The organism is Leeia sp. (assembly GCF_041909055.1).
GTDB lineage: Bacteria > Pseudomonadota > Gammaproteobacteria > Burkholderiales > Leeiaceae > Leeia > Leeia aquatica.
Genome location: NZ_JAYREC010000002.1, coordinates 148,080 through 169,121, shown reverse-complemented (window position 1 = coordinate 169,121; position 21,042 = coordinate 148,080). Strand labels below are relative to the sequence as shown.

The window sequence follows — 21,042 nt, the reverse complement described above, 5'->3', positions numbered from 1 at the left end:
CCTCCCCTCCCCTTGCGGCGAACTGCCGCAGGATCAGCCCTTCAGCGTACTCAAGTCTTCCACGTTGATGCTGTTCAGGTTACGGAACAGCACCACCAGAATCGCCAGACCGATGGCAGATTCAGCCGCCGCCACCGTCAGGATGAAGAACACGAACACCTGCCCTGCCATGTCATGCAGGAACTGCGAAAACGCGATGAAGTTGATGTTCACCGCCAGCAGCATCAGTTCAATCGCCATCAGCAACACAATCAGGTTGCGCCGGTTCAGGAAGATGCCCAGCACGCTGATGGCAAACAGGATGGCGGCCAGCACCAGATAATGGGTCAAGGTCAGCACGCGATGTCTCCTGTCATTCAGCCGCCGGCTGCTCGGCAGCCGGAGCCTGCGGTTTTTCGGCAGCCATTTGCACCAGGCGCACGCGGTCTTCGCGCTTCACCTTGGCCTGCATGCCGGGGTCCACATACTTCTGATCCTTGCGGTGACGCAGGGTCAGCGCCACGGCGGCGATGATGGCCACCAGCAGCAGCACGCCGGCCACTTCAAAAGCATAGATATAGTCGGTGTACAGCAGCTTGCCCAGCGCCTTGCTGTTGCTGGCCTGAACCAGTACGCCATTCGGCGCACCCACATCGGCACCGCGCTGTTTGAGCAACAGCACCAGTTCGCCCACCATGATGGCGGCCACCACACCGGCCAGCGGCAGGCTCTTCCAGAAGCCCTTGCGAATGGTTTCGATGTCAATGTTGAGCATCATCACCACGAACAGGAACAGCACCATCACGGCACCGACATAGATCAGCACCAGACCCACGCCGAGGAATTCGGCCTGAATCAATACCCACAAGCCACTGGCGGTCACAAACGACAGCACCAGGAACAAGGCCGCATGTACCGGGTTACGGGCCGTCACGACCCGCAGCGCTGCCACCACCAGAATGGTGGCGAACAGGTAAAAAGTGATTAGTTGCAGACTCATCTTGCGTTTCGCCCTGTCATGTATGCGGTAGGATCAGCGGTACGGCGCATCCGCCTCGCGGTCCTTGGCAATCTGTGCTTCGTACTGGTCACCCACCGCCAGCAGCATGGGTTTGGTGTAGTACAGATCGCCGCGCTTTTCACCGTGGTATTCCAGAATGCGGGTCTCGACGATCGAGTCAACCGGACAGGATTCTTCGCAGAAACCGCAGAAGATGCACTTGGTCAGGTCGATATCATAACGGGTGGTGCGGCGGGTCCCATCGTCACGCTGTTCGGACTCGATGGTGATCGCCATCGCCGGGCACACCGCTTCACACAGCTTGCAGGCAATGCAGCGCTCTTCCCCGTTCGGGTAACGGCGCAGAGCATGCAGACCACGGAAACGCGGCGATTGCGGCGTCTTTTCTTCCGGGAACTGCACGGTAATCTTGCGGGCAAACATGTGACGCAGGGTCACGCCCATGCCCTGCAGCAACTCGTACAGCAGGAAGGTTTTGAAAAAATTGCGAATCGGGTTCATGTTTCTCTGACCTTGCAAGCCTCAGCCATTACCACGGTGAATACGGGGTTTGCATCACCACAGCGATCACCACCACCCAGATGAGGGTTACGGGGATGAACACTTTCCAGCCCAGACGCATGATCTGGTCGTAGCGATAACGCGGGAAAGTGGCGCGGATCCACAGGAACACAAACAGGAAGAACGCCATCTTCGCCAGCAGCCACAGGATGCTGCCCTGGCCGAGCACACCCCAGCTGGCCGGGAACGGCGACAGCCAGCCACCCAGGAACATCAGCGATGCCAGGGCGGAAATCAGGATCATGTTGGCGTATTCGCCGAGGAAGAAGATCGCGAATGCCATGCCGGAATATTCCACATGGAAACCGGCCACGATTTCGGATTCGCCTTCGGCCACGTCAAACGGATGGCGGTTGGTTTCAGCCACCCCGGAGATGAAGTAGACCAGGAACAGCGGGAACAACGGCAACCAGTTCCAGCCAAGGAAGCTGCCACCGAAGTGCAGCGACTGGCGGGTCACGATATCAGTCAGGTTCAGCGAGCCGGAGACCATCAGCACGCCGACCAGCGCAAAGCCCATGGCAATTTCGTAAGACACGATCTGGGCTGCGGAGCGCAGTGCGCCCAGGAACGCATACTTGGAGTTGGAGGCCCAACCCGCCACGATCACGCCGTACACACCCATCGAGGTGATGGCCATGATGTAGAGCAGACCGGCATCGACATTGGCCAGCACCACTTCCGGCTGGAAGGGGATCACCGCCCAGGCGGCAATCGCCGGCATGATGGTCAGCACCGGTGCCAGGATGAACAACACCTTGTCGGCCTTGGTCGGCAGGATGATTTCCTTGGACAACAGCTTGATGGCATCGGCAATCGGCTGCAGCAGACCCAGCGGACCCACCCGGTTCGGGCCGATCCGGATCTGCATCCAGCCAATGATCTTGCGCTCGGCCAGCGTCAGATAGGCCACGGCGCCCAGCAGCGGCAGCATGATGGCCACGATCTTCAGCACGGTCCACACCAGCGTCAGTGCGTCCCCACTCAATCCCAACTTATGCAGCAGCTCCATGTTTACGCACGCTCCACAGTAATCGCGTCAAACAGGCCACCCAGTGCAATGGTGCTGGCATGGGCTGCCGAAACCTGAACGGCGTCATCGGCCAGTGCCTCGCTGGTGCTGGCAGTCAGCACCACTTCCGCACCGCCTTGGCGCAGCTTCACGCGGTCGCCCGCTTGCAGGCCCAGTCGTGCCAGTGTGGCGGCATTCATGGCCGCCTGCGGCACAGCCGCATCCACTGTCGCCTGCAGGGCCGGTGCGCGACGGGTCAGGCTGTCAATCTGGTACAGCGGTACATCGCCCACGCGGTGCAGCCCTTCAGCAGCGGCAACCGACACCGCCACGCTGGCGTGGTTGGACAGCAGCGCCGGAATATCCAGCCCTTGCTGCCATTCCGCACGGACCACGTCCACGGTATCTTGCTCAAAGCCCGGCAGGTCGAACAGGTTGCCCAGCACGCGCAGCACCTTCCAGCCCGGGCGGCTATCGCCTTGCGGCTTCACCACCGGATTGAAGGTTTGCACCGTACCCGCCATGTTGATGAAGCTGCCCGCCGTTTCGCTGAACGGGGCAATCGGCAGCAACACATCGGCGTACTGCAGTGCAGCTTCCGATTTGAAGGGCGCGCAGTATACCACCATCTTGGCTGCAGACAAGGCACCCAGCGCCTGGGTACCGTTGTGGCCGTCAAATTCCGGCTCGGTATTGAACAGCACATAGGCTTGCTTGCCACCGGCCAGCAGATCGCCTGCGGCGTGGCCTGCCGTGGTGTGCTTGCGGCCATGACCATGCATTGGCACTGCGCCCATCAGCCAGGCACCGGTGCTGTTGGCGGCCATGCCCAGCACGCCCAACTTGGCGCCGGACAGTTGCGCCAGTGCATTCGCCAGCGTCAACAGCTGTGCATAGTGCGGATGGTTTTGCGCCAGTTGGCCCAGCAGGATGCTGCGTTGTTCACCGTTGAGCAGCGCAGCAGCGGCTGCGCGGTGGGCATCGCTCACCACCAGGCTGTTCAGGCTGGCAGCCAGCTCAGCGGACAGCTCACCGCCCGTTGCCTGCTGTACCGCCAGCAGCACGCTACCCAGCGCGGCTACCAGCTGTTGCGGTGCGACCACCACATTGCTGCTGTACTTGACCAGCAGGTCGCTGGACAGGCAGGACACGCTAGCGACCTTGGCGCCGTGCTTCACGGCGTGGCGCAGGCGGGCTGCCAGCAGCGGTTGTTCCTTGCGCAAGGCACTGCCAATCAGCAGTGCGCCACTGACCGTGCTCAGCTCGGCCACCGACTGGCCCAGCCAGGGTGCACCTTGCACGCTGGCATCGGCACTGAAATCAGCCTGACGCAGGCGGTGGTCAATATGGTTGCTGCCCAAGCCGCGCAGCAGCTTCTGGAACAGGTACAGTTCTTCGGTGGTACTTTGCGGCGAGATCAGGCCCGCCAGGGCATCGGCACCATGGTTGGCGCGGATGTCCTGCAGACCATGCGCCACGTATTCGATGGCCTGTTGCCATTCGACTTCGTGCCAGCGGTTGTCCTGCTTGATCATCGGCTTGGTCAGGCGGTCTGCCGCGTTCAACGCTTCGTAGGAGAAACGGTCACGGTCGGACAGCCAGCACTCGTTCAACGCCTCGTTTTCCAGCGGCAGCACACGGTGCACCTTGTTGTGCTTTACTTGTACGATCAGGTTGGAACCCAGACCATCATGCGGGCTGACCGACTTGCGGCGGGACAGCTCCCAGGTACGGGCCGAGTAACGGAAGGGCTTGCTGGTGAGCGCACCGACCGGGCACAGGTCGATCATGTTGCCCGACAGCTCGGAATTCACCGATTTGGAGATGAACGGCATGATCTCCGAATGCTCGCCGCGATTGGCCATGCCCAGCTCCATCACCCCGGCAATTTCCTGGCCAAAGCGCACGCAGCGGGTACAGTGGATGCAGCGGGTCATATCGGTGCTGATCAGCGGGCCCAGCTCCTTGTTCGGCACCACGCGCTTTTCTTCTTCATAGCGCGAGCTGGAGTTGCCGTAACCGACGGCCAGATCCTGCAGCTGGCACTCGCCGCCCTGATCGCAGATCGGGCAATCCAGCGGGTGGTTGATCAGCAGGAATTCCATCACGCCCTTCTGGGCCTTCAGCGCCAGCTCCGAGCGGGTCTTGACCTTCATGCCGTCGGTCACCGGGGTGGCACAGGCAGGCAGCGGCTTGGGTGCCTTCTCGACTTCCACCAGACACATGCGGCAGTTGGCCGCAATCGACAGCTTTTTGTGGTAGCAGAAATGAGGGATGTAGACACCGGCCTGGTTGGCGGCGTCCATCACCGTGCTGCCCGTTTCTACAGACAAGGGTTGACCGTCGATTTCAATTTCTAACATTGCAAGCGCTACCTGAATGTTGCGGGCTGCCCTGTTGGGCAACCCCATGCTGGCACCGGCCTTGTGGCCTGCCAGCGCCCGTCAAATCAGAACCACCGATGCTCGACCATGCAGCGTTTGTGCTCGATGTGGTGCTCAAACTCGTGCTTGAAGTGCTTGGTAAAGCTGCGCACCGGGAACACGGCGGCGTCGGCCAGCGCACAAATGGTGCGGCCTGCCATGTTGTTGCCCACCGAGCTCAGCAGGTCGAGGTCATCTGCCCGCCCCTGCCCGCTCTCAATCCGGTGCACCACGCGATACAGCCAGCCGGTACCTTCACGGCATGGCGTGCATTGGCCGCAGGATTCTTCATGATAGAAGTAGGCCAGACGCTCCAGCGCTTTCACCATGCAGACGTTCTCGTCCATCACGATCACCGCGCCGGAACCGAGCATGGAGCCCGCCTTGCTGATGGCGTCGTAATCCATGGTCAGGTCCATCATCACATCACCCGGCAGCACCGGTGCAGACGAACCACCCGGAATCACCGCCTTCAGCTTGGCGCCATTGCGCATGCCGCCTGCCATCTCCAGCAGGGTGGCAAACGGAGTGCCGAGCGGAATCTCGTAGTTACCCGGACGATTGACGTGGCCGGAGATCGAGAACAGCTTGGTACCACCGTTGTTCGGCTTGCCTGCTTCGAGGAACTTGGTGGCGCCATCACGCAGAATGAACGGCACCGAGGCAAACGATTCGGTGTTGTTGATGGTGGTCGGCTTGCCATACAGGCCGAAGCTGGCCGGGAACGGCGGCTTGAAGCGCGGCTGACCTTTCTTGCCTTCCAGCGATTCCAGCAGCGCAGTTTCCTCGCCGCAGATGTAGGCGCCGTAGCCGTGGTGGGCAAACAGGTCGAAGCTGAATTCGGAGCCCAGAATGCGCTCACCCAGCAGGCCTGCCTGACGGGCTTCGTCCAAGGCAGCTTCAAAGCGCTGGTACACTTCGAAAATTTCGCCGTGGATATAGTTGTAGCCGCGCTTCACACCCATGGTGTAAGCGGCAATGATCATGCCTTCGATCAGCGCATGCGGATTGAACCACATGATGTCGCGATCCTTGAAGGTGCCCGGCTCGCCTTCATCCGAATTACAGACGATATATTTGTCGCCCGGGAAGCTGCGCGGCATGAAGCTCCACTTCAGGCCGGTCGGGAAACCGGCACCGCCGCGACCCCGCAGCGAGGAATTCTTCACTTCGGCGATGACTTCGTCCTGCGGCACCTGGTTTTCGATCAGGCGCTTGAGCGCGCTATAGCCGCCACGCGCCTGATAACTGGCCAAGGTCCAGCAGTCGGGATTGCTGGTGTCGACGCCTTCAAAAATGACACCCGAGGAATAGACAGCCATCAGCGACCACCCTGTTGTTCGAGTTCTGCCAGCTTCTTGTCGATGGCTTCCTTCGACATGAAGCTGCACATGCTGTGATTGTTCACCAGCAGCACCGGGGCATCGCCACAGGCGCCCATGCACTCCCCTTCCATCAGGGTGAAGCGGCCATCCGCGGTGGTTTCACCAAAACCGATACCCAGCTTTTCTTTCAGGTAATCGGCAGCGGCCACACCGCCACCCAGCGCACAGGGCAAGTTGGTGCAGACGGTGAGCTTGAAGCTGCCCACCGGCTTGAGGTTGTACATATTGTAGAAGGTGGCGACTTCATAGGCCGCGATTGGCGGCATCTCCAGATAGTCGGCCACCGCCTCGATGGTTTCCGGGGCGAGCCAGCCTTTTTCTTCCTGCGCGATGCGCAGGGCCGCCATCACGGCGGACTGTTTCTGGTCGGCCGGATACTTGGCGACCTCGCGGTCGATCCGGGCAAGCGATTCAGCGGACAGCATCAGCGGTCAATCTCCCCAAACACGATGTCCTGCGTACCAATGATGGCCACCACGTCGGCAATCATGTGGCCACGGGCCATCTCGTCCAGCGACGCCAGATGCGGGAAGCCAGGCGCGCGGATCTTCAAGCGGTACGGCTTGTTGGCACCATCCGACACCAGATAGATGCCGAACTCGCCTTTCGGATGTTCGACCGCGGCATAGGCTTCGCCGGCCGGAACGTGCATCCCTTCGGAGAAGAGCTTGAAGTGGTGGATCAGCTCTTCCATATTGCTCTTCATCTTGACCCGCGACGGCGGAGCCACCTTGTGGTCGTCGATGATGACCGGGCCGGGGTTCTTGCGCAGCCAGTCCACACATTGCTTGATGATGCGGTTGGACTGACGCAGCTCTTCCACGCGCACCAGATAGCGGTCGTAGCAGTCACCCTGCACGCCCACCGGAATGTCGAACTCCACCTTGTCGTACGCGGCGTAGGGCTGCTTCTTGCGCAAGTCCCACGCGATGCCGGAACCACGCAGCATCGGGCCGGTCATGCCGAGCGACAACGCGCGCTCAGGGCTGACCACACCGATGCCGACGGTACGCTGCTTCCAGATACGGTTATCGGTCAGCAGGGTTTCGTAGTCATCCACACACTTCGGGAAGCGGTTGGTGAAATCTTCGATGAAATCCAGCAGCGAACCCTGGCGGTTTTCATTCAGCTTGCGCAGGGCCTCGGCATTTTTCAGCTTGGACACTTCGTACTGCGGCATGCGATCCGGCAGGTCGCGATAGACACCACCCGGACGGTAGTAGGCGGCGTGCATGCGCGCACCGGATACCGCCTCGTAGCAGTCCATCAGGTCTTCCCGTTCGCGGAAGGCGTACAGGAACATGGTCATGGCACCGATGTCGAGCGCGTGCGCCCCGATCCACAGCAGGTGGTTCAGGATACGGGTGATCTCGTCGAACATGGTACGGATGTACTTGGCCCGCTCCGGCACGTCGAGATCCAGCAGTTTCTCGATGGCCATCACATAGGCGTGCTCATTACACATCATCGACACATAGTCGAGACGGTCCATATAAGGCACGCTCTGAATGAAGGTGCGGGTTTCCGCCAGCTTTTCAGTCGCACGGTGCAACAGGCCGATGTGCGGGTCAGCCCGCTCGACCACTTCACCGTCCAGCTCCAGCACCAGACGCAGCACGCCGTGTGCGGCCGGGTGTTGCGGACCGAAGTTCAGGGTGTAATTGCGAATCTCAGCCACCGTAGCCTCCTTCACGCACGATGCGCGGCGTGTTCTCACGCGGCTCAATGGTGACCGGCTGGTAAATCACGCGCTTCTGTTCTTCGTCGTAACGCATTTCGACGTTACCGGAAATCGGGAAGTCCTTGCGGAACGGGTGGCCGACAAAGCCATAGTCGGTCAGGATGCGGCGCAGGTCCGGGTGACCGGCGAACACAATGCCGTACAGGTCAAACGCTTCGCGCTCGTACCAGTTGGCAGCAGACCAGATCTCCACACAGGAGGCGACCACCGGCATGTCGTCATCGGCACAGAATACGCGCACACGCAGGCGCTGGTTCAGCGCGACCGACAGCAGATGATAGACCACCGCAAAGCGACGGCCATCCCACGCGCCATCGGCGTAGGTGCTGTAGTCCATGCCACAGAGGTCGAGGCACTGCTCGAACTGCAGGCCATCGCTGTCACGCAGCTGGCGCAGGGTGGTGGTCAGGTCTTCAGGTTTTACAACGGCAGTGAGCTGGCCACAGGATTCCAGCACATGCACCAGGCGATCGCCAAGGACGGCCTGCAGGGTGGTAGTCAACGTTGCAGTCATCGTGTCAGGCCTGCCGTGCAATGGTGGAGGTACGGCGGATCTTGCCTTGCAGCTGGATCAGGCCATACAGCAGTGCCTCGGCGGTCGGCGGACAGCCCGGCACATAGACATCAACCGGCACAATACGGTCACAGCCACGCACCACCGAGTAGGAGTAATGGTAGTAGCCACCGCCATTGGCACAGGAGCCCATCGACAGCACCCAGCGCGGCTCGGCCATCTGGTCGTACACCTTGCGCAAGGCGGGCGCCATCTTGTTGCACAGGGTACCGGCCACAATCATCAGGTCACTCTGACGTGGACTGGGGCGGAAGATGATGCCGAAACGGTCCAGGTCATAGCGCGCTGCGCCAGCCTGCATCATTTCCACCGCACAACAGGCCAGGCCAAAGGTCATGGGCCACAGCGAACCGGTACGGGTCCAGTTCAGAACCTTGTCAGCCGTGGTGGTGACAAAGCCCTTCTCCAACACGCCTTCTACTCCCATTCCAGCGCACCTTTTTTCCACAAATACACGAAACCGATCACGAATTCGGCGAGGAAGATCATCATGGAGACAAAGCCGCCCCAGCCGATGTCTTTTTGCGAGATCGCCCACGGAACCAAAAAGGCCGTTTCGAGGTCGAACAAAATGAACAGGATGGCGATCAGGTAGTAGCGCACATCAAACTGCATGCGCGCATCTTCAAATGCCACAAAGCCGCACTCGTAGGCGGAAAGCTTTTCAGAATCCGGACGATTGGGCCCGATGAGACGGCCGAGCAGCATCGGCACCAGACCGATGCCAATCCCGACGGCAATAAAGAGCAAGACCGGAAAGTATTGTTGCAGCATACCGCCCCCAAGCGACTTCGCAATTCGGGCAGCAACAAACACCACCCGACCCGCGGCCGGATTGCCAAGACTTGAAACAAATGGTGCCGACAGTGAGACTCGAACTCACACAGCTTTCGCCACTACCCCCTCAAGATAGCGTGTCTACCAATTTCACCATGTCGGCCCAGGAAAATCACACCCCGTGAAAACGGGGCCAGACTTAATTGGGAACCTGAGGATTACCCACCGGCTTAGCCGGCGCTTGCGGCGCAGGTTGAGTCGCCGCTGCAGGCTGGGTCATGATACTGGAGGATTTCTGACCATGCACGGCCAGAACTGCCAGACCCAGACTTGCTGCAAAGAACACGGTTGCTGCGATGGCGGTACTGCGACTCAGAAAGTTCGCCGAACCAGATGCGCCAAACAGGGTACCCGAAGCACCAGAACCGAAGGATGCGCCCATATCGGCACCCTTGCCCTGCTGCAGCAGCACCAAGCCGATCACGATCAGTGCCGCCAGCACATCCACCACCAGCAGCAAGGTTTTCAGCCAATCCATACAGAACCTTATTTTACCGTTTACCGGAAACTTCGACAAATCTTGACAAACTCGTCCGCCTTCAGCGAAGCCCCGCCAACCAGCGCACCGTCAATATCAAGCATAGCCTGCAATTGTGCCGCATTTTCAGCTTTTACGCTACCCCCATACAGGATTTGCAAGCCTTGCGCGGCCTCTGCCGCTTTTTCTGCCACTTGGGCACGGATAAAGGCATGCACCTGCTGCGCATAATCCGGGGTAGCCACTTTGCCGGTGCCAATGGCCCACACCGGCTCGTAAGCCACCACCACGCGCGCCCAGTCAGCCGCTCCCAGCCCTGCCAGCAAGGGCTGCAGCTGGGCTGCGATCACGGCTTCCGTTGTACCGGCGTCATGTTGCGCCAGTGTTTCACCCACGCAAATGACCGGGATCAAGCCCGCTTGCAACGCCTGCCCTACCTTTTGTAGCACATCATGGTCGCTTTCGCCGAACAAGGTGCGCCGCTCGGAATGCCCCACCAGCACATAGTGGCAGGCAAAGTCGGCAAGCATACGGGCCGACACTTCTCCGGTAAAGGCACCCACCGGCTCGCGGCACAGGTTCTGCGCGCCCCAGTGAATAGTGCTCCCCTGCAGCAGCGCTTGCGCTTGCGCCAGATACGGTGCAGGCACACACACGGCCACCTGTGCCTCTTCTCCGGAGAATCCGGCCTGCAGCAAGCCTTGCAGCAAGGCGGCATTCTCTTGCAGGTTGCCATGCATCTTCCAGTTGCCCATTACCAGCGGGCGGCGTACCGTCTGCGCCATGTGCGGCTCCGTATCATGAAAAAGGGGCGGTTTGCACCGCCCCCGGATGATACCACTGCCCTGCCCGGCTGGGCAGGCTCAGCCAAAGCGACCAGTGATGTAATCCTCAGTCTGCTTCTTCTTCGGCTTGGTGAAGATGTTGTCGGTCAGGTCGAATTCCACCATCTCGCCCAGATACATGTAGGCGGTATAGTTGGACACCCGCGCCGCCTGCTGCATATTATGGGTCACCACCAGGATGGTGACGCGGTTCTGCAGCTCGGTCATCAGCTCTTCAATGCTGGCCGTCGCAATCGGGTCCAGCGCCGAAGTCGGCTCGTCGAACAGCAACAGCTCCGGATCGGTTGCCAGCGCGCGTGCAATGCACAGACGCTGCTGCTGACCACCAGAGAGATTGAACGCCATGTCGTTCAGGCGGTTCTTCACCTCATCCCACAAGGCAGCGCCACGCAGCGATTCTTCCACCTTGTCGTCCACCAGCGACTTATTGTTGGTGCCACGGATGCGCAGGCCATAAGCCACGTTCTCGTAGATCGACTTGGGGAAGGGGTTGGGTTTCTGGAACACCATGCCCACCCGCATGCGCACTTCGATCGGGTCCACCCGGCGATCCAGGATGTTCACGCCATCCGGCTGCAGCACAATCTCGCCCTCATAGCGGTTGCCCGGATAGAGGTCGTGCATGCGGTTGAAGCAGCGCAGGAAGGTGGATTTGCCACAACCGGAAGGACCGATCAGCGCGGTCACCTTGTTGGCATACACCGGCAGGCTGACGCCCTTCAGCGCGTGAAAGCCGCCATAGTAGAAGTTAAGATTGCGGGCTTCCACCTTGAGGGTTTCAGCAGCTTGCTGCTCTTTTACCGGATTCAGGTCCATGTTTTCAGTCACTTTCATGGTTGTGCTCACCATTTGATCGATTTGCGCAGACGGTAGCGCAGGTAAATGGCCAGGCCGTTCATCAGCAGGGTCATCACGATCAGCACCAGCCCCGCCCCGGCGGCCAGCGCATGGAAATCTTCCTGCGGACGCGACACCCAGTCAAACATTTGCATCGGCATCACGGTGTACGGGTCTTTCAGCCACTCGAAGGAAATCCACGGGAAATCCGGCTGAATCGGGCTGTGCGGCAGGAAGGTGATGAAGGCCACCGCCCCCACCACCACCAGCGGTGCGGTCTCACCGATGGCGCGCGCCATACCGATAATCACCCCGGTCAGGATACCCGGCATGGAGTACGGCAGCACATGGCGTGAAACGGTCTGCCACTTGGTGGCCCCCACCCCGTAGGAAGCCTCCCGGATACCCACCGGTATCGAGCGCACGGCTTCACGGGTGGTCACAATGATTACCGGCAGAATCAGCAGTGCCAGCGTCATGCCTGCGGACAGGATACTGTTGCCGAGCGCAAACTTCTGCACAAACACCGCCAGCCCCAGAATACCGAAGATGATGGAGGGTACACTGGCCAGGTTGGAGACATTGACTTCAATCAGCGAGGTAAACCAGTTCTTGCCAGCATACTCTTCCAGATAGAGGCCTGCAGCAATGCCCAGCGGAACCGCCACCAGCAGCGTCACCACCATCACCGCTGCCGAGCCCACCAATGCGGCCAGCACACCGGCCCGCGATGCACGGCCAGACGGGAAGTTGCTGAAAAAGTCTTGCTCAGGCGACACCATCGGGGCATAGCCATCATAGATCAGCCCACCAAACAGGGTGATCAGGGTCAGCAGACCCAGCATGATGGCCACCAAACCCATCGCCGCAAAAATCACATCCCAACGCTTGTGGCGGACGATCATCTGCCGCAGCGCGAGGCTACGTTGCGCATCCATCAGTAGGTCTCCCGGAATTTACGACGCAACCAGGCGCCCAACAGGTTGAACAGCAAGGTCACCAGCATCAGTGCCAGACCGGCTGCAAAAATGCTCTGGTAGCCTACGCTGCCATGTTCCAGGTCACCCTTGGCCACCTGCACGATATAGCTGGTTACGGTCAAGCCTTCCTGCATCGGGTTGACGGTCAGGTTCGGCTGCATGCCGCCCGCCACCGCTACAATCATGGTCTCGCCCACCGCACGGGAAATCGCCAGAATGTAGGCTGCGCCAATGCCGGATGCCGCACCTGGCATCACCACCCGCCAGGCGGTTTGCAGCTTGGTGGCCCCCATCGCGTAGGAGCCTTCGCGCATGTGCATCGGCACCGCGCGCATGGCATCTTCCGCCAGCGAACTGACATACGGGATGATCATCAGGCCCATGGCCAGACCGGCCGACAGCAGGTTGTAGCCCGGCAAATTGGGCATGATTTTCTGCAGCAGCGGCGTAATCACCAGCATGGCAAAGAAGCCGTACACCACAGTTGGCACCCCGCCCAGCAGCTCCAGAATCGGCTTGGCCATTTCGCGGGTACGGAAACCGGCAAACTCGGACAGGTAAACCGCAATCACCGTCCCCAGCGGGATGGCAATCAGCAGAGCCACCAGCGACGAGGTCAAGGTACCGGACAGAAGCACAAAAATGCCAAACTGCGGGTTCTCGAACAGCGGTGTCCACTGGGTGTCCGTCAGGAAGCGCCAGACCGGCACATCCTTGAAAAAAGACAGCGACTCGGAAATCAGCACCACCATGATGCCGACCGTCGCCAGTACGGAAATGGAAGCGGCTGCCAGCAGCAGCAGCTCAATACCACGCTCTTTCATATTACGCGAAGCGCGGTAGGTCAGTGTCGAACGCGCCAGTGCGGCGTCAGCGGTAGCAGACACGTTTTCCCCTCATACAAACCCTCTCTACAGGAGGGTAGAAGCACGTACGGGGGCGATGCCGCCCCCGCCTTGTCGATCAACCTGGCTTACATCTTGGCTTCGAGGGCCAGCAGGTCTTCGATCTTCACACCCACCTTCGGATCACCACCAAACACGGTGCCCAGCTTCTTCTTGGCCACGTGTTCCTTAATCATGCCGTAAGCCTTGTCCGGCAGCGGGATGTACTTCACTTCCTTGACCAGCTTCGGTGCATTGGTCAGGTAGAAGTTCACCAGTTCCTTCACTTCAGCACGGTCCAGCGCCTTGGCGTTCACGTAGATGAAGATCGGGCGGGACAGCGGCTGGTAGCTGCCGTTGATCACGTTTTCAGCCGACGGCATCACAGCCGGCGCACCATCCTTGGCGATGATCGGCACAGCCTTCAGCTTCTTGCTGTTTTCAGCGTAGTAGGCGTAACCGAAGTAGCCCAGGCCACCCTTGTCACGCGACACACCTTGCACAAGCACGTTGTCGTCTTCCGATGCGGTGTAGTCACCACGGCTGGACTTCGGCTTACCGACGATGGCTTCGGTGAAGTAATCGAAGGTACCGGATTCAGAACCAGCACCGTACAACTTCAGCGGCATGTCAGGGAAAGAAGTATCCACCTGGTTCCAGTTGCTCACCGCACCCTGAGCTTCCGGTGCCCACATTTTCTTCAGCTGGGCCACGGTCAGCGCCTTGATCGGGCTGGACGGGTTCACCACCACGGTCAGCGCGTCGTATGCCACCGGCAGCTCCAGGTAGCTGATACCGGCCTTCTTGCACTCGTCCATTTCCTTGGTGGTAATCGGACGGGAAGCGTTGGAGATGTCAATCTCGCCACGGCAGAACTTCTTGAAGCCACCACCGGTGCCGGAGATACCCACGGTCACCTTCACATCGCCCTTTTTGGAGGCCTGGAAGTCTTCCGCCACAGCTTCGGTAATCGGGTACACGGTGGAGGAACCGTCGATCTTGATCAGGGATTCGGCGTGAACAGCAGCCGTGCTCAGGGAAAATGCACCTGCGACCAGCAGGGCTGCGGACGTCATCCGGATCTTGCTCATGTGCTTACGTCTCCAAAGGGTTCCAGTTTTCGCATTGGCCGGTTGGCTTCTGCAACTGGCGCCATCATAGGCGGGAAACATTACACAATTGTGACACAATCATGCATCGACTGGAGCCACCCTGCCGCAGCGGCTCCAGTGCGACCAGACTCAGGCGGCAGCAGCCTCTACTGCGGCGGCCAGACGCTGCACCCAGTGTTGCACCAGGGCCTCTTCCCGCGCCTCCACCATCACCCGGATTACCGGCTCGGTACCGCTGGGGCGCAGCACCACCCGCCCCTGCCCGCGCAAGGCCTGCTCTGCTTCCGCCAGCGCCGACTGTACGCCTGCCGAGCTGTGGAAATCAAAGCCCTTGCGGATGCGGACATTGATCATCTTCTGCGGGAAGGGGGTCAGTTCCGCCGCCAGATCGGCCAGCTGCTGCTTGCGCTGCAACAGCGCCCGCAACACCTGCAGGGCCGACACAATACCGTCACCGGTGGTATGGCTGTCCAGGCACAGCAGATGGCCCGAGCTTTCGCCGCCCACCTGCCAACCAGCTTCCAGCAGGCGCTCCAGTACATAGCGATCGCCCACCTTGGCACGGGCAAACGGGATATTGCGCTCCGCCAGCGCCACCTCTACCGCCATATTGGTCATCAGCGTCCCCACTACCCCGCCCTTCAGGCTGCCTTGCTCGTGACGCGCCATCGCAATCAGGTACATCAGGTAGTCGCCGTCAAAGCTGCGCCCGGTATGGTCGACCATGATCAGGCGGTCACCGTCGCCATCCAGTGCAATACCCAGATCAGCCTGGTGTGCTACCACCGCGTCCTGCAGCGCCTGAGTATCGGTTGCACCAAAACCGGCGTTGATATTGGTGCCGTTCGGCTGGTTGCCGATGGCAATCACCTCGGCCCCCAGCTCGTGGAACACGTCCGGTGCCACGTGGTAGGTCGCACCGTGCGCGCAATCCACCACGATCTTCAGTTGCTTGAGGTCCAGATCGTTGGGGAAGCTGCTCTTGCAGAATTCGATATAGCGACCGCGCGCATCATCCAGGCGGCGCGCCTTGCCCAAGCGGGACGAGGCCACCACCTGCATCGGCTGCTCGAGGGCGGCTTCAATCGCCAGCTCCATCTCATCCGGCAGCTTCCAGCCGCCCGGCCCGAAAAACTTAATGCCGTTATCTTCAAACGGATTGTGCGAGGCACTGATCACCACCCCCGCGTGCAGGCGCAAGGCGCGGGTGAGGTAGGCGATGCCCGGCGTAGGCAAGGGGCCCACCAGCAGCACATCCACCCCAGCAGCGGTAAAGCCTGCTTCGAGCGCAGCCTCCAGCATATAGCCGGAGATGCGGGTATCCTTGCCAACCACGACAGTGGGCCGCTCGCCACTGCTGTGCGCAGACTCCATGCTGGCAAACACCCGGCCAGCTGCATTAGCCAGTCGCATCACGAAATCCGGGGTAATCGGCGCTTCGCCCACCCGGCCACGCACCCCATCGGTGCCAAAATATTTGCGACTCACTGTAACGCCTCCCACATCTTCAATGCATCACGGGTGGCCGCCACATCGTGCACCCGCACGATGCGCGCCCCCCGCGCCACTGCCAGCAGGGCCATGGCCACACTGGCATGTATTCGTTCTTCCACTGGCCTGCCGGTCAGTGCACCTAACAGGGATTTGCGCGACACACCGATCAGCAACGGGTAGCCCTGTGAAGCCAGGCGTCCTGTGGCCTTGAGCAGCTCCAGATTATGTTCCACCGTCTTGCCAAAGCCGATACCAGGGTCCAGCACAATGCGTGCCAACGCCACCCCGGCCTCCCGTAGCACCGCAGCACGCTGCAGCAAAAAGTGCTCGACCTCATCCACCACACTCGCATAGCGGGGCGCCTGCTGCATGGTGGCCGGGTCGCCCTGCTTGTGCATCAGACACACTGCTGCGCCACTGTCCGCCAAGGCTTCAACCGCACCCTCTGCCTGCAGCGCGTTGACATCATTGATCAGATCGACCCCGGCAGCCAGCGCCGCACGCATCACCCCTGGCTTGACGGTATCGACCGACAAGGGCACACCGTCGTCCCGCAGCGCCGCCAGCAGCGGCATTACCCGTTCCAGCTCTTCGGCTTCCGATACCGTCGCGGCACCGGGGCGGGTAGATTCGCCGCCAATGTCCAGCAAGTCGGCCCCCTCCGCCACCAGCTGGCGCGCATGGGCCAGCGCGCGTGCGGGATCAACATAACGTCCGCCATCGGAAAACGAATCCGGCGTCACGTTGACGATGCCCATGATCAACGGCCGCTGTAAGGACAGGCGAAAACGCCCGCACTGCAGCATCCCCTCTTCCTGCATGACCACTCCTGCAAACAAAAACGCATTGGCCGAGGCCAATGCGTTGTGAGTGTAACAAAACCGTGATGTTTATGCGGCGTCAACCGTCAAGCGACGCGCCTTACAACCCTTCAGCCGGTTTGCTGGTGGCCTCAGGAGAAGGAGCAGCCGGAGGCGGTGTATCGCTGCCACTGCTGCGCAGGCCGGCGGCCGGTTGCGGCGGGCGGATCGGGCGACCGGCCATGATGTCGGCAATCTGCTCGGCGTCGATGGTCTCATACTCCATCAGCGCGTCGGTCATCGCCTCCACCTTGTCACGATTGGTGAGCAGGATGTCCTTGGCACGGGCATATTGCTCGTCCAGAATGCGGCGAATCTCGGCGTCCACCTTCTGCATGGTGGCTTCCGACAGATTCTTGTGGGTGGTCACCGAGCGGCCCAGGAACACTTCGCCTTCATTCTCGGCGTACACCACCGGGCCCAGCTCGTCCGACATGCCGTAGCGCATCACCATGTCACGCGCGGTGCTGGTGGCACGCTCGAAGTCGTTCGAGGCCCCGGTCGAGATGTCCTTGGTAAACAGCTCCTCAGCCACCCGCCCGCCAAACAGCATGCAGATGTTGGCCAGCATTTCATTGCGGTACAAGCTGAAGCGGTCCTGCTCCGGCAGTGACCAGGTCACGCCCAACGCACGGCCACGCGGGATCACCGTCACCTTGTGCACCGGATCACATTCCGGCAAGGTGGCACCGATGATGGCATGGCCGGACTCATGATAGGCCGTCTTGCGCTTGTCTTCCGGCTGGATCACCATCGAGCGGCGCTCCGGACCCATGAAGATCTTGTCCTTGGCCTGCTCGAAATCCAGCATGTCGACCAGGCGCTTGTTGGCGCGAGCGGCAAACAGGGCGGCTTCATTGACCAGGTTGGCCAGATCAGCGCCGGACATGCCCGGCGTACCCCGGGCAATCACGTCGGCCTTCACATCGTTGGCCAGCGGTACCTTGCGCATGTGCACGTTCAGGATCTGTTCGCGGCCGCGGATATCCGGCAGCGGCACCACCACCTGGCGGTCAAAACGGCCTGGGCGCAGCAAGGCCGGGTCCAGCACGTCCGGACGGTTGGTGGCCGCAATCACGATCACGCCAGTGGTGCCTTCAAAACCATCCATCTCCACCAGCATCTGGTTCAGAGTCTGCTCGCGCTCGTCATTGCCGCCACCCAGACCGGCGCCACGCTGGCGACCGACCGCGTCGATTTCGTCAATGAAGATGATGCAGGGTGCGTTTTTCTTGGCATTCTCGAACATGTCGCGCACGCGGGCCGCACCCACGCCAACGAACATTTCCACAAAATCAGAGCCGGAAATCGAGAAGAACGGTACCTTGGCTTCACCGGCAATTGCCTTGGCCAGCAAGGTCTTGCCGGTACCGGGGCTGCCCACCATCAGCACGCCGCGCGGGATATGGCCGCCCAGACGCTGGAATTTGCTCGGGTCACGCAGGAAATCGACAATCTCGGCCACTTCTTCCTTGGCCTCGTCACAACCAGCGACATCGGCAAAGGTGATGGCGTTGTTGTTCTCATCGAGCATGCGGGCGCGGCTCTTGCCGAAGGAAAAGGCACCGCCTTTGCCGCCACCCTGCATCTGCCGCATGATGTAGATCCACACCCCAAAGAACAGCAGCATCGGCGCCCAGTTGACCAGCAGCGACAGCAGGATGTTGCGCTCTTCCGGCTTGGCGGAGACTTCCACGTTGTACTTCAGCAGGTCGTCCATCATGCGGGAATCAAACGGGGCGCGGGTGGTGAACTCGCTGCCATCGTTGCGCACGCCACGAATCACCTGCACATCCAGCGGGGTGCCTTCGATGGTGACCGACTTGACACGCTGATCGCGCGCCATGCGGATGAAATCACTGTAGCTGACATCGCTCGAGGAGCGGTCATTGCGGCTGAAGCTGCTGTATACCGACAGCAATATCGCCGTGATCACCACCCAGATGATCAGGTTCTTGCCCAGATTGTTCAAGGTTGCTTCCTCATGACATGCGTTTGCCTGTGTCGGACGACTGCCGCCCGACAAAGTTCACGCCGGACTGTCCTCATTATCTACCGCACCTGCCGAATTGACCAGACAGGATTTCCCCAGCAAGTACACTTCCGTGCTTTTATCGCGTGACGCTTTGGGTTTACGGGTCAGCACCTGCTTGAAGTGCTGTCGCATCTGTTCCATGAAATCCGGGTAGCCCTCACCCTGGAACACCTTGACCACAAAGTGCCCACCGGGACGCAGCCAGCGGCTGGCAAAATCCAGCGCCAGCTCGTTCAGGTAAATGCTGCGCGCCTGATCGGTTGTCCGGTTCCCTGAGAGATTGGGGGCGATATCGGAAATTACAAGGTCTACCTGACGTCCGGCCAGACGGGATTCCAGCTCCGCCAGCACCTTGTCCTCACGAAAGTCACCCTGAATGAAGTCTACGCGGGGCAATGGGTCCATCGGCAGGATGTCCAGCGCAAACAGCCGGCCTTCGTCACCCACCAGCTCCCGCGCCACCTGCGACCAGCTGCCGGGGGTGGAACCGAGGTCCACCACCGTCATACCACGGCGGAACAGTTGGTCTTTTTCGTGGATTTCCAGCAGCTTGAAGGCGGCGCGAGAACGGTAGCCCCGCGCCTGGGCCTGTTGCACCCAATGGTCGGTCACATGTTGCTGCATCCACGCCTTGCTGGTCTTGTTTCGTGTCATACTGGTAAAATAGTCGGTTTAGTCAGGTTAGCCATCATGAAAATCGAATTGAATCCGACGCAGCGCCGCGCGCTGCGTGCCCAGGCCCACGGTCGCAACCCGGTGGTCAGTATCGGCCAGAACGGTCTGACCGATGCCGTCATCCGTGAAATCGCCCTGTCACTGGACGCGCACGAGTTGATCAAGGTGCGGGTGTTTTCCGACGAGCGCGACGAGCGCGAAGCCTTGTTCGACAGCATCTGCGATCAGCTGGACGCCGCCCCGGTACAGCATATCGGCAAACTGCTGGTGATCTACCGCCCGAATCCGGACCGGCCCCGCATTACGCTGCCGCAGGAAAAAGGCAGCAAGACCAGCACCGTCAAACTGAAAAGCCCCAAGTAAGCTGCCCACTGTTGCTGCGCATACCGCCCTGGCGTATGCGCAGCGCTGCCCCCTCCGTTCAGGACAGGATCAGCAGCACCCCCAAGACACACTGAATCAGATACAGCATCATGCTGATGGTGTGCCAGGACACCACCACATCCCCCAGCCGCACCCCGAGGGCCGCCGAGCCGGTATGAATGGCGTAGCCCAGCACCAGCGCAAACAGCCACATCACGGTGATCAGCCAGAATGGCAGGGTGCGCATGGCGCGAAAACCCACTTTCCAGAACTGGTGGATCAGCAGGATCAACCCTGCGATGCAGCCGGTGAGCGCCACCGCGCCAAACAGGCTGCCCGCCACGCTGACGCCGAGATCATGCCGGCGCAGCATCAGCCAGGCCATGATGGCCGCAACGAACAGCAGACTGCCTACCCACAGGGTTTCCGCCAGTTTGCGCAGCGCTTCCATCAGCCTTCTCCGTCGCTCAGATGTAACGAACGTCCAGCACTTCGTATTCGCGGATGCCGCCCGGTGCCTGCACCTCGGCCACATCACCCGCTACCTTGCCGATCAGGGCACGGGCAATCGGGCTGGATACCGAAATCTTGCCCAGCTTCAGATCCGCCTCGTCATCACCCACGATCTGGTAGGTCACCTGATTGCCGCTTTCCAGGTCTTCCAGGTCCACCGTAGCGCCAAACACACAGCGACCATCGGCATCCAGCTCGCTCGGATCAATGATCACCGCAGTCGACAGCTTGCCTTCCACTTCCAGGATGCGGCCCTCGACAAAGGCCTGACGTTCCTTGGCCGCATCGTACTCGGCGTTTTCCGACAGATCGCCCTGTGCGCGGGCTTCAGCAATGGCCTGAATCACAGCAGGACGTTCCACCGACTTCAGCCGCTGCAACTCCGCCTTCAACAGTTCCGCGCCATGGACGGTCAACGGAATCTTCTGCATGG

At 60.5% G+C, this 21,042-nt stretch carries 24 protein-coding genes and 1 tRNA gene; 1 reads left to right on the top strand and 24 read right to left on the bottom strand.

What is annotated here, in order from left to right:
• Positions 1-33 precede the first annotated feature (33 nt).
• From nuoK to ACE3O2_RS06415, 22 genes are all read right to left on the bottom strand, one after another.
• Positions 34-339, bottom strand: a complete 306-nt coding sequence (nuoK, locus tag ACE3O2_RS06520) for an NADH-quinone oxidoreductase subunit NuoK (protein ID WP_168875697.1) — start codon at positions 337-339, stop codon at positions 34-36.
• Between the two features lie 13 nt (positions 340-352).
• Positions 353-979, bottom strand: a complete 627-nt coding sequence (locus ACE3O2_RS06515; RefSeq protein ID WP_168875698.1) for an NADH-quinone oxidoreductase subunit J — start codon at positions 977-979, stop codon at positions 353-355.
• A 33-nt stretch (positions 980-1,012) separates the two neighbouring features.
• Positions 1,013-1,492, bottom strand: a complete 480-nt coding sequence (gene nuoI / locus ACE3O2_RS06510) for an NADH-quinone oxidoreductase subunit NuoI (RefSeq protein ID WP_308418713.1) — start codon at positions 1,490-1,492, stop codon at positions 1,013-1,015.
• Positions 1,493-1,529: 37 nt separating this feature from the next.
• Positions 1,530-2,573: an NADH-quinone oxidoreductase subunit NuoH gene (gene nuoH / locus ACE3O2_RS06505; protein ID WP_374335879.1), complete on the bottom strand. Its 1,044-nt coding sequence runs from the start codon at positions 2,571-2,573 to the stop codon at positions 1,530-1,532.
• A gap of 2 nt (positions 2,574-2,575) precedes the next feature.
• Positions 2,576-4,936 carry an NADH-quinone oxidoreductase subunit NuoG gene (gene nuoG, locus ACE3O2_RS06500; protein ID WP_374335877.1) on the bottom strand — a complete coding sequence of 787 codons (2,361 nt, stop codon included), beginning with the start codon at positions 4,934-4,936 and terminating at the stop codon, positions 2,576-2,578.
• 86 nt (positions 4,937-5,022) lie between these two features.
• The gene (nuoF, locus tag ACE3O2_RS06495; protein WP_374335875.1) at positions 5,023-6,318 is read right to left on the bottom strand and encodes an NADH-quinone oxidoreductase subunit NuoF; all 1,296 of its coding nucleotides are present in this window, start codon (positions 6,316-6,318) and stop codon (positions 5,023-5,025) included.
• Positions 6,318-6,806, bottom strand: a complete 489-nt coding sequence (gene nuoE / locus ACE3O2_RS06490; protein ID WP_168875703.1) for an NADH-quinone oxidoreductase subunit NuoE — start codon at positions 6,804-6,806, stop codon at positions 6,318-6,320. The genes nuoF and nuoE overlap by 1 nt, the downstream gene beginning before the upstream one ends.
• Positions 6,806-8,059 carry an NADH-quinone oxidoreductase subunit D gene (locus ACE3O2_RS06485; protein ID WP_168875704.1) on the bottom strand — a complete coding sequence of 418 codons (1,254 nt, stop codon included), beginning with the start codon at positions 8,057-8,059 and terminating at the stop codon, positions 6,806-6,808. The genes nuoE and ACE3O2_RS06485 overlap by 1 nt, the downstream gene beginning before the upstream one ends.
• A complete protein-coding gene (locus ACE3O2_RS06480) occupies positions 8,052-8,636 on the bottom strand; it encodes an NADH-quinone oxidoreductase subunit C (RefSeq protein ID WP_168875705.1) in 585 nt (194 codons plus the stop codon). The genes ACE3O2_RS06485 and ACE3O2_RS06480 overlap by 8 nt, the downstream gene beginning before the upstream one ends.
• A gap of 4 nt (positions 8,637-8,640) precedes the next feature.
• Positions 8,641-9,123 carry an NADH-quinone oxidoreductase subunit B family protein gene (locus ACE3O2_RS06475; RefSeq protein ID WP_168875706.1) on the bottom strand — a complete coding sequence of 161 codons (483 nt, stop codon included), beginning with the start codon at positions 9,121-9,123 and terminating at the stop codon, positions 8,641-8,643.
• On the bottom strand, positions 9,114-9,470 hold the full coding sequence (locus tag ACE3O2_RS06470; RefSeq protein ID WP_168875707.1) for an NADH-quinone oxidoreductase subunit A: 357 nt from the start codon (positions 9,468-9,470) through the stop codon (positions 9,114-9,116). The genes ACE3O2_RS06475 and ACE3O2_RS06470 overlap by 10 nt, the downstream gene beginning before the upstream one ends.
• 81 nt (positions 9,471-9,551) lie before the next feature.
• Positions 9,552-9,636, bottom strand: a tRNA-Leu gene (locus ACE3O2_RS06465).
• 36 nt (positions 9,637-9,672) lie between these two features.
• Positions 9,673-10,011 carry a preprotein translocase subunit SecG gene (gene secG / locus ACE3O2_RS06460; RefSeq protein ID WP_374335869.1) on the bottom strand — a complete coding sequence of 113 codons (339 nt, stop codon included), beginning with the start codon at positions 10,009-10,011 and terminating at the stop codon, positions 9,673-9,675.
• A gap of 20 nt (positions 10,012-10,031) precedes the next feature.
• Positions 10,032-10,796, bottom strand: a complete 765-nt coding sequence (gene tpiA, locus ACE3O2_RS06455) for a triose-phosphate isomerase (RefSeq protein ID WP_374335867.1) — start codon at positions 10,794-10,796, stop codon at positions 10,032-10,034.
• Between the two features lie 78 nt (positions 10,797-10,874).
• Positions 10,875-11,672, bottom strand: a complete 798-nt coding sequence (gene pstB / locus ACE3O2_RS06450) for a phosphate ABC transporter ATP-binding protein PstB (RefSeq protein WP_373282873.1) — start codon at positions 11,670-11,672, stop codon at positions 10,875-10,877.
• 26 nt (positions 11,673-11,698) lie between these two features.
• Positions 11,699-12,631, bottom strand: coding sequence for a phosphate ABC transporter permease PstA (gene pstA / locus ACE3O2_RS06445; RefSeq protein WP_168875711.1), 933 nt, complete (start codon positions 12,629-12,631; stop codon positions 11,699-11,701).
• Positions 12,631-13,560, bottom strand: coding sequence for a phosphate ABC transporter permease subunit PstC (gene pstC, locus ACE3O2_RS06440; protein WP_205881873.1), 930 nt, complete (start codon positions 13,558-13,560; stop codon positions 12,631-12,633). Before pstC ends, pstA begins: the two co-directional genes overlap by 1 nt.
• A gap of 86 nt (positions 13,561-13,646) precedes the next feature.
• Entirely contained in the window at positions 13,647-14,648 is a 1,002-nt protein-coding gene (locus tag ACE3O2_RS06435) for a PstS family phosphate ABC transporter substrate-binding protein (RefSeq protein ID WP_168875712.1), read from the bottom strand.
• A 150-nt stretch (positions 14,649-14,798) separates the two neighbouring features.
• Complete coding sequence (gene glmM / locus ACE3O2_RS06430) at positions 14,799-16,157, bottom strand: phosphoglucosamine mutase (RefSeq protein WP_374335863.1); 1,359 nt, start codon at positions 16,155-16,157, stop codon at positions 14,799-14,801.
• Positions 16,154-16,984, bottom strand: coding sequence for a dihydropteroate synthase (gene folP, locus ACE3O2_RS06425; RefSeq protein ID WP_374335861.1), 831 nt, complete (start codon positions 16,982-16,984; stop codon positions 16,154-16,156). The genes glmM and folP overlap by 4 nt, the downstream gene beginning before the upstream one ends.
• A gap of 100 nt (positions 16,985-17,084) precedes the next feature.
• Positions 17,085-18,995: an ATP-dependent zinc metalloprotease FtsH gene (ftsH, locus tag ACE3O2_RS06420; RefSeq protein WP_374335858.1), complete on the bottom strand. Its 1,911-nt coding sequence runs from the start codon at positions 18,993-18,995 to the stop codon at positions 17,085-17,087.
• A 57-nt stretch (positions 18,996-19,052) separates the two neighbouring features.
• A complete protein-coding gene (locus ACE3O2_RS06415) occupies positions 19,053-19,712 on the bottom strand; it encodes an RlmE family RNA methyltransferase (protein WP_168875715.1) in 660 nt (219 codons plus the stop codon).
• Between the two features lie 36 nt (positions 19,713-19,748).
• Between ACE3O2_RS06415 and yhbY the strand changes: the two genes are divergently transcribed.
• Positions 19,749-20,096 carry a ribosome assembly RNA-binding protein YhbY gene (gene yhbY, locus ACE3O2_RS06410; protein WP_374335855.1) on the top strand — a complete coding sequence of 116 codons (348 nt, stop codon included), beginning with the start codon at positions 19,749-19,751 and terminating at the stop codon, positions 20,094-20,096.
• A gap of 58 nt (positions 20,097-20,154) precedes the next feature.
• Here yhbY and ACE3O2_RS06405 read toward each other — a convergent pair whose 3' ends face one another.
• Together ACE3O2_RS06405 and greA are read right to left on the bottom strand one after the other, a co-directional pair.
• Positions 20,155-20,547 (bottom strand): hypothetical protein, encoded by a 393-nt coding sequence (locus ACE3O2_RS06405; RefSeq protein WP_168875716.1) that lies wholly within the window; start codon positions 20,545-20,547, stop codon positions 20,155-20,157.
• Between the two features lie 16 nt (positions 20,548-20,563).
• Entirely contained in the window at positions 20,564-21,040 is a 477-nt protein-coding gene (gene greA, locus ACE3O2_RS06400) for a transcription elongation factor GreA (RefSeq protein WP_168875717.1), read from the bottom strand.
• Between the last annotated feature and the right edge of the window lie 2 nt (positions 21,041-21,042).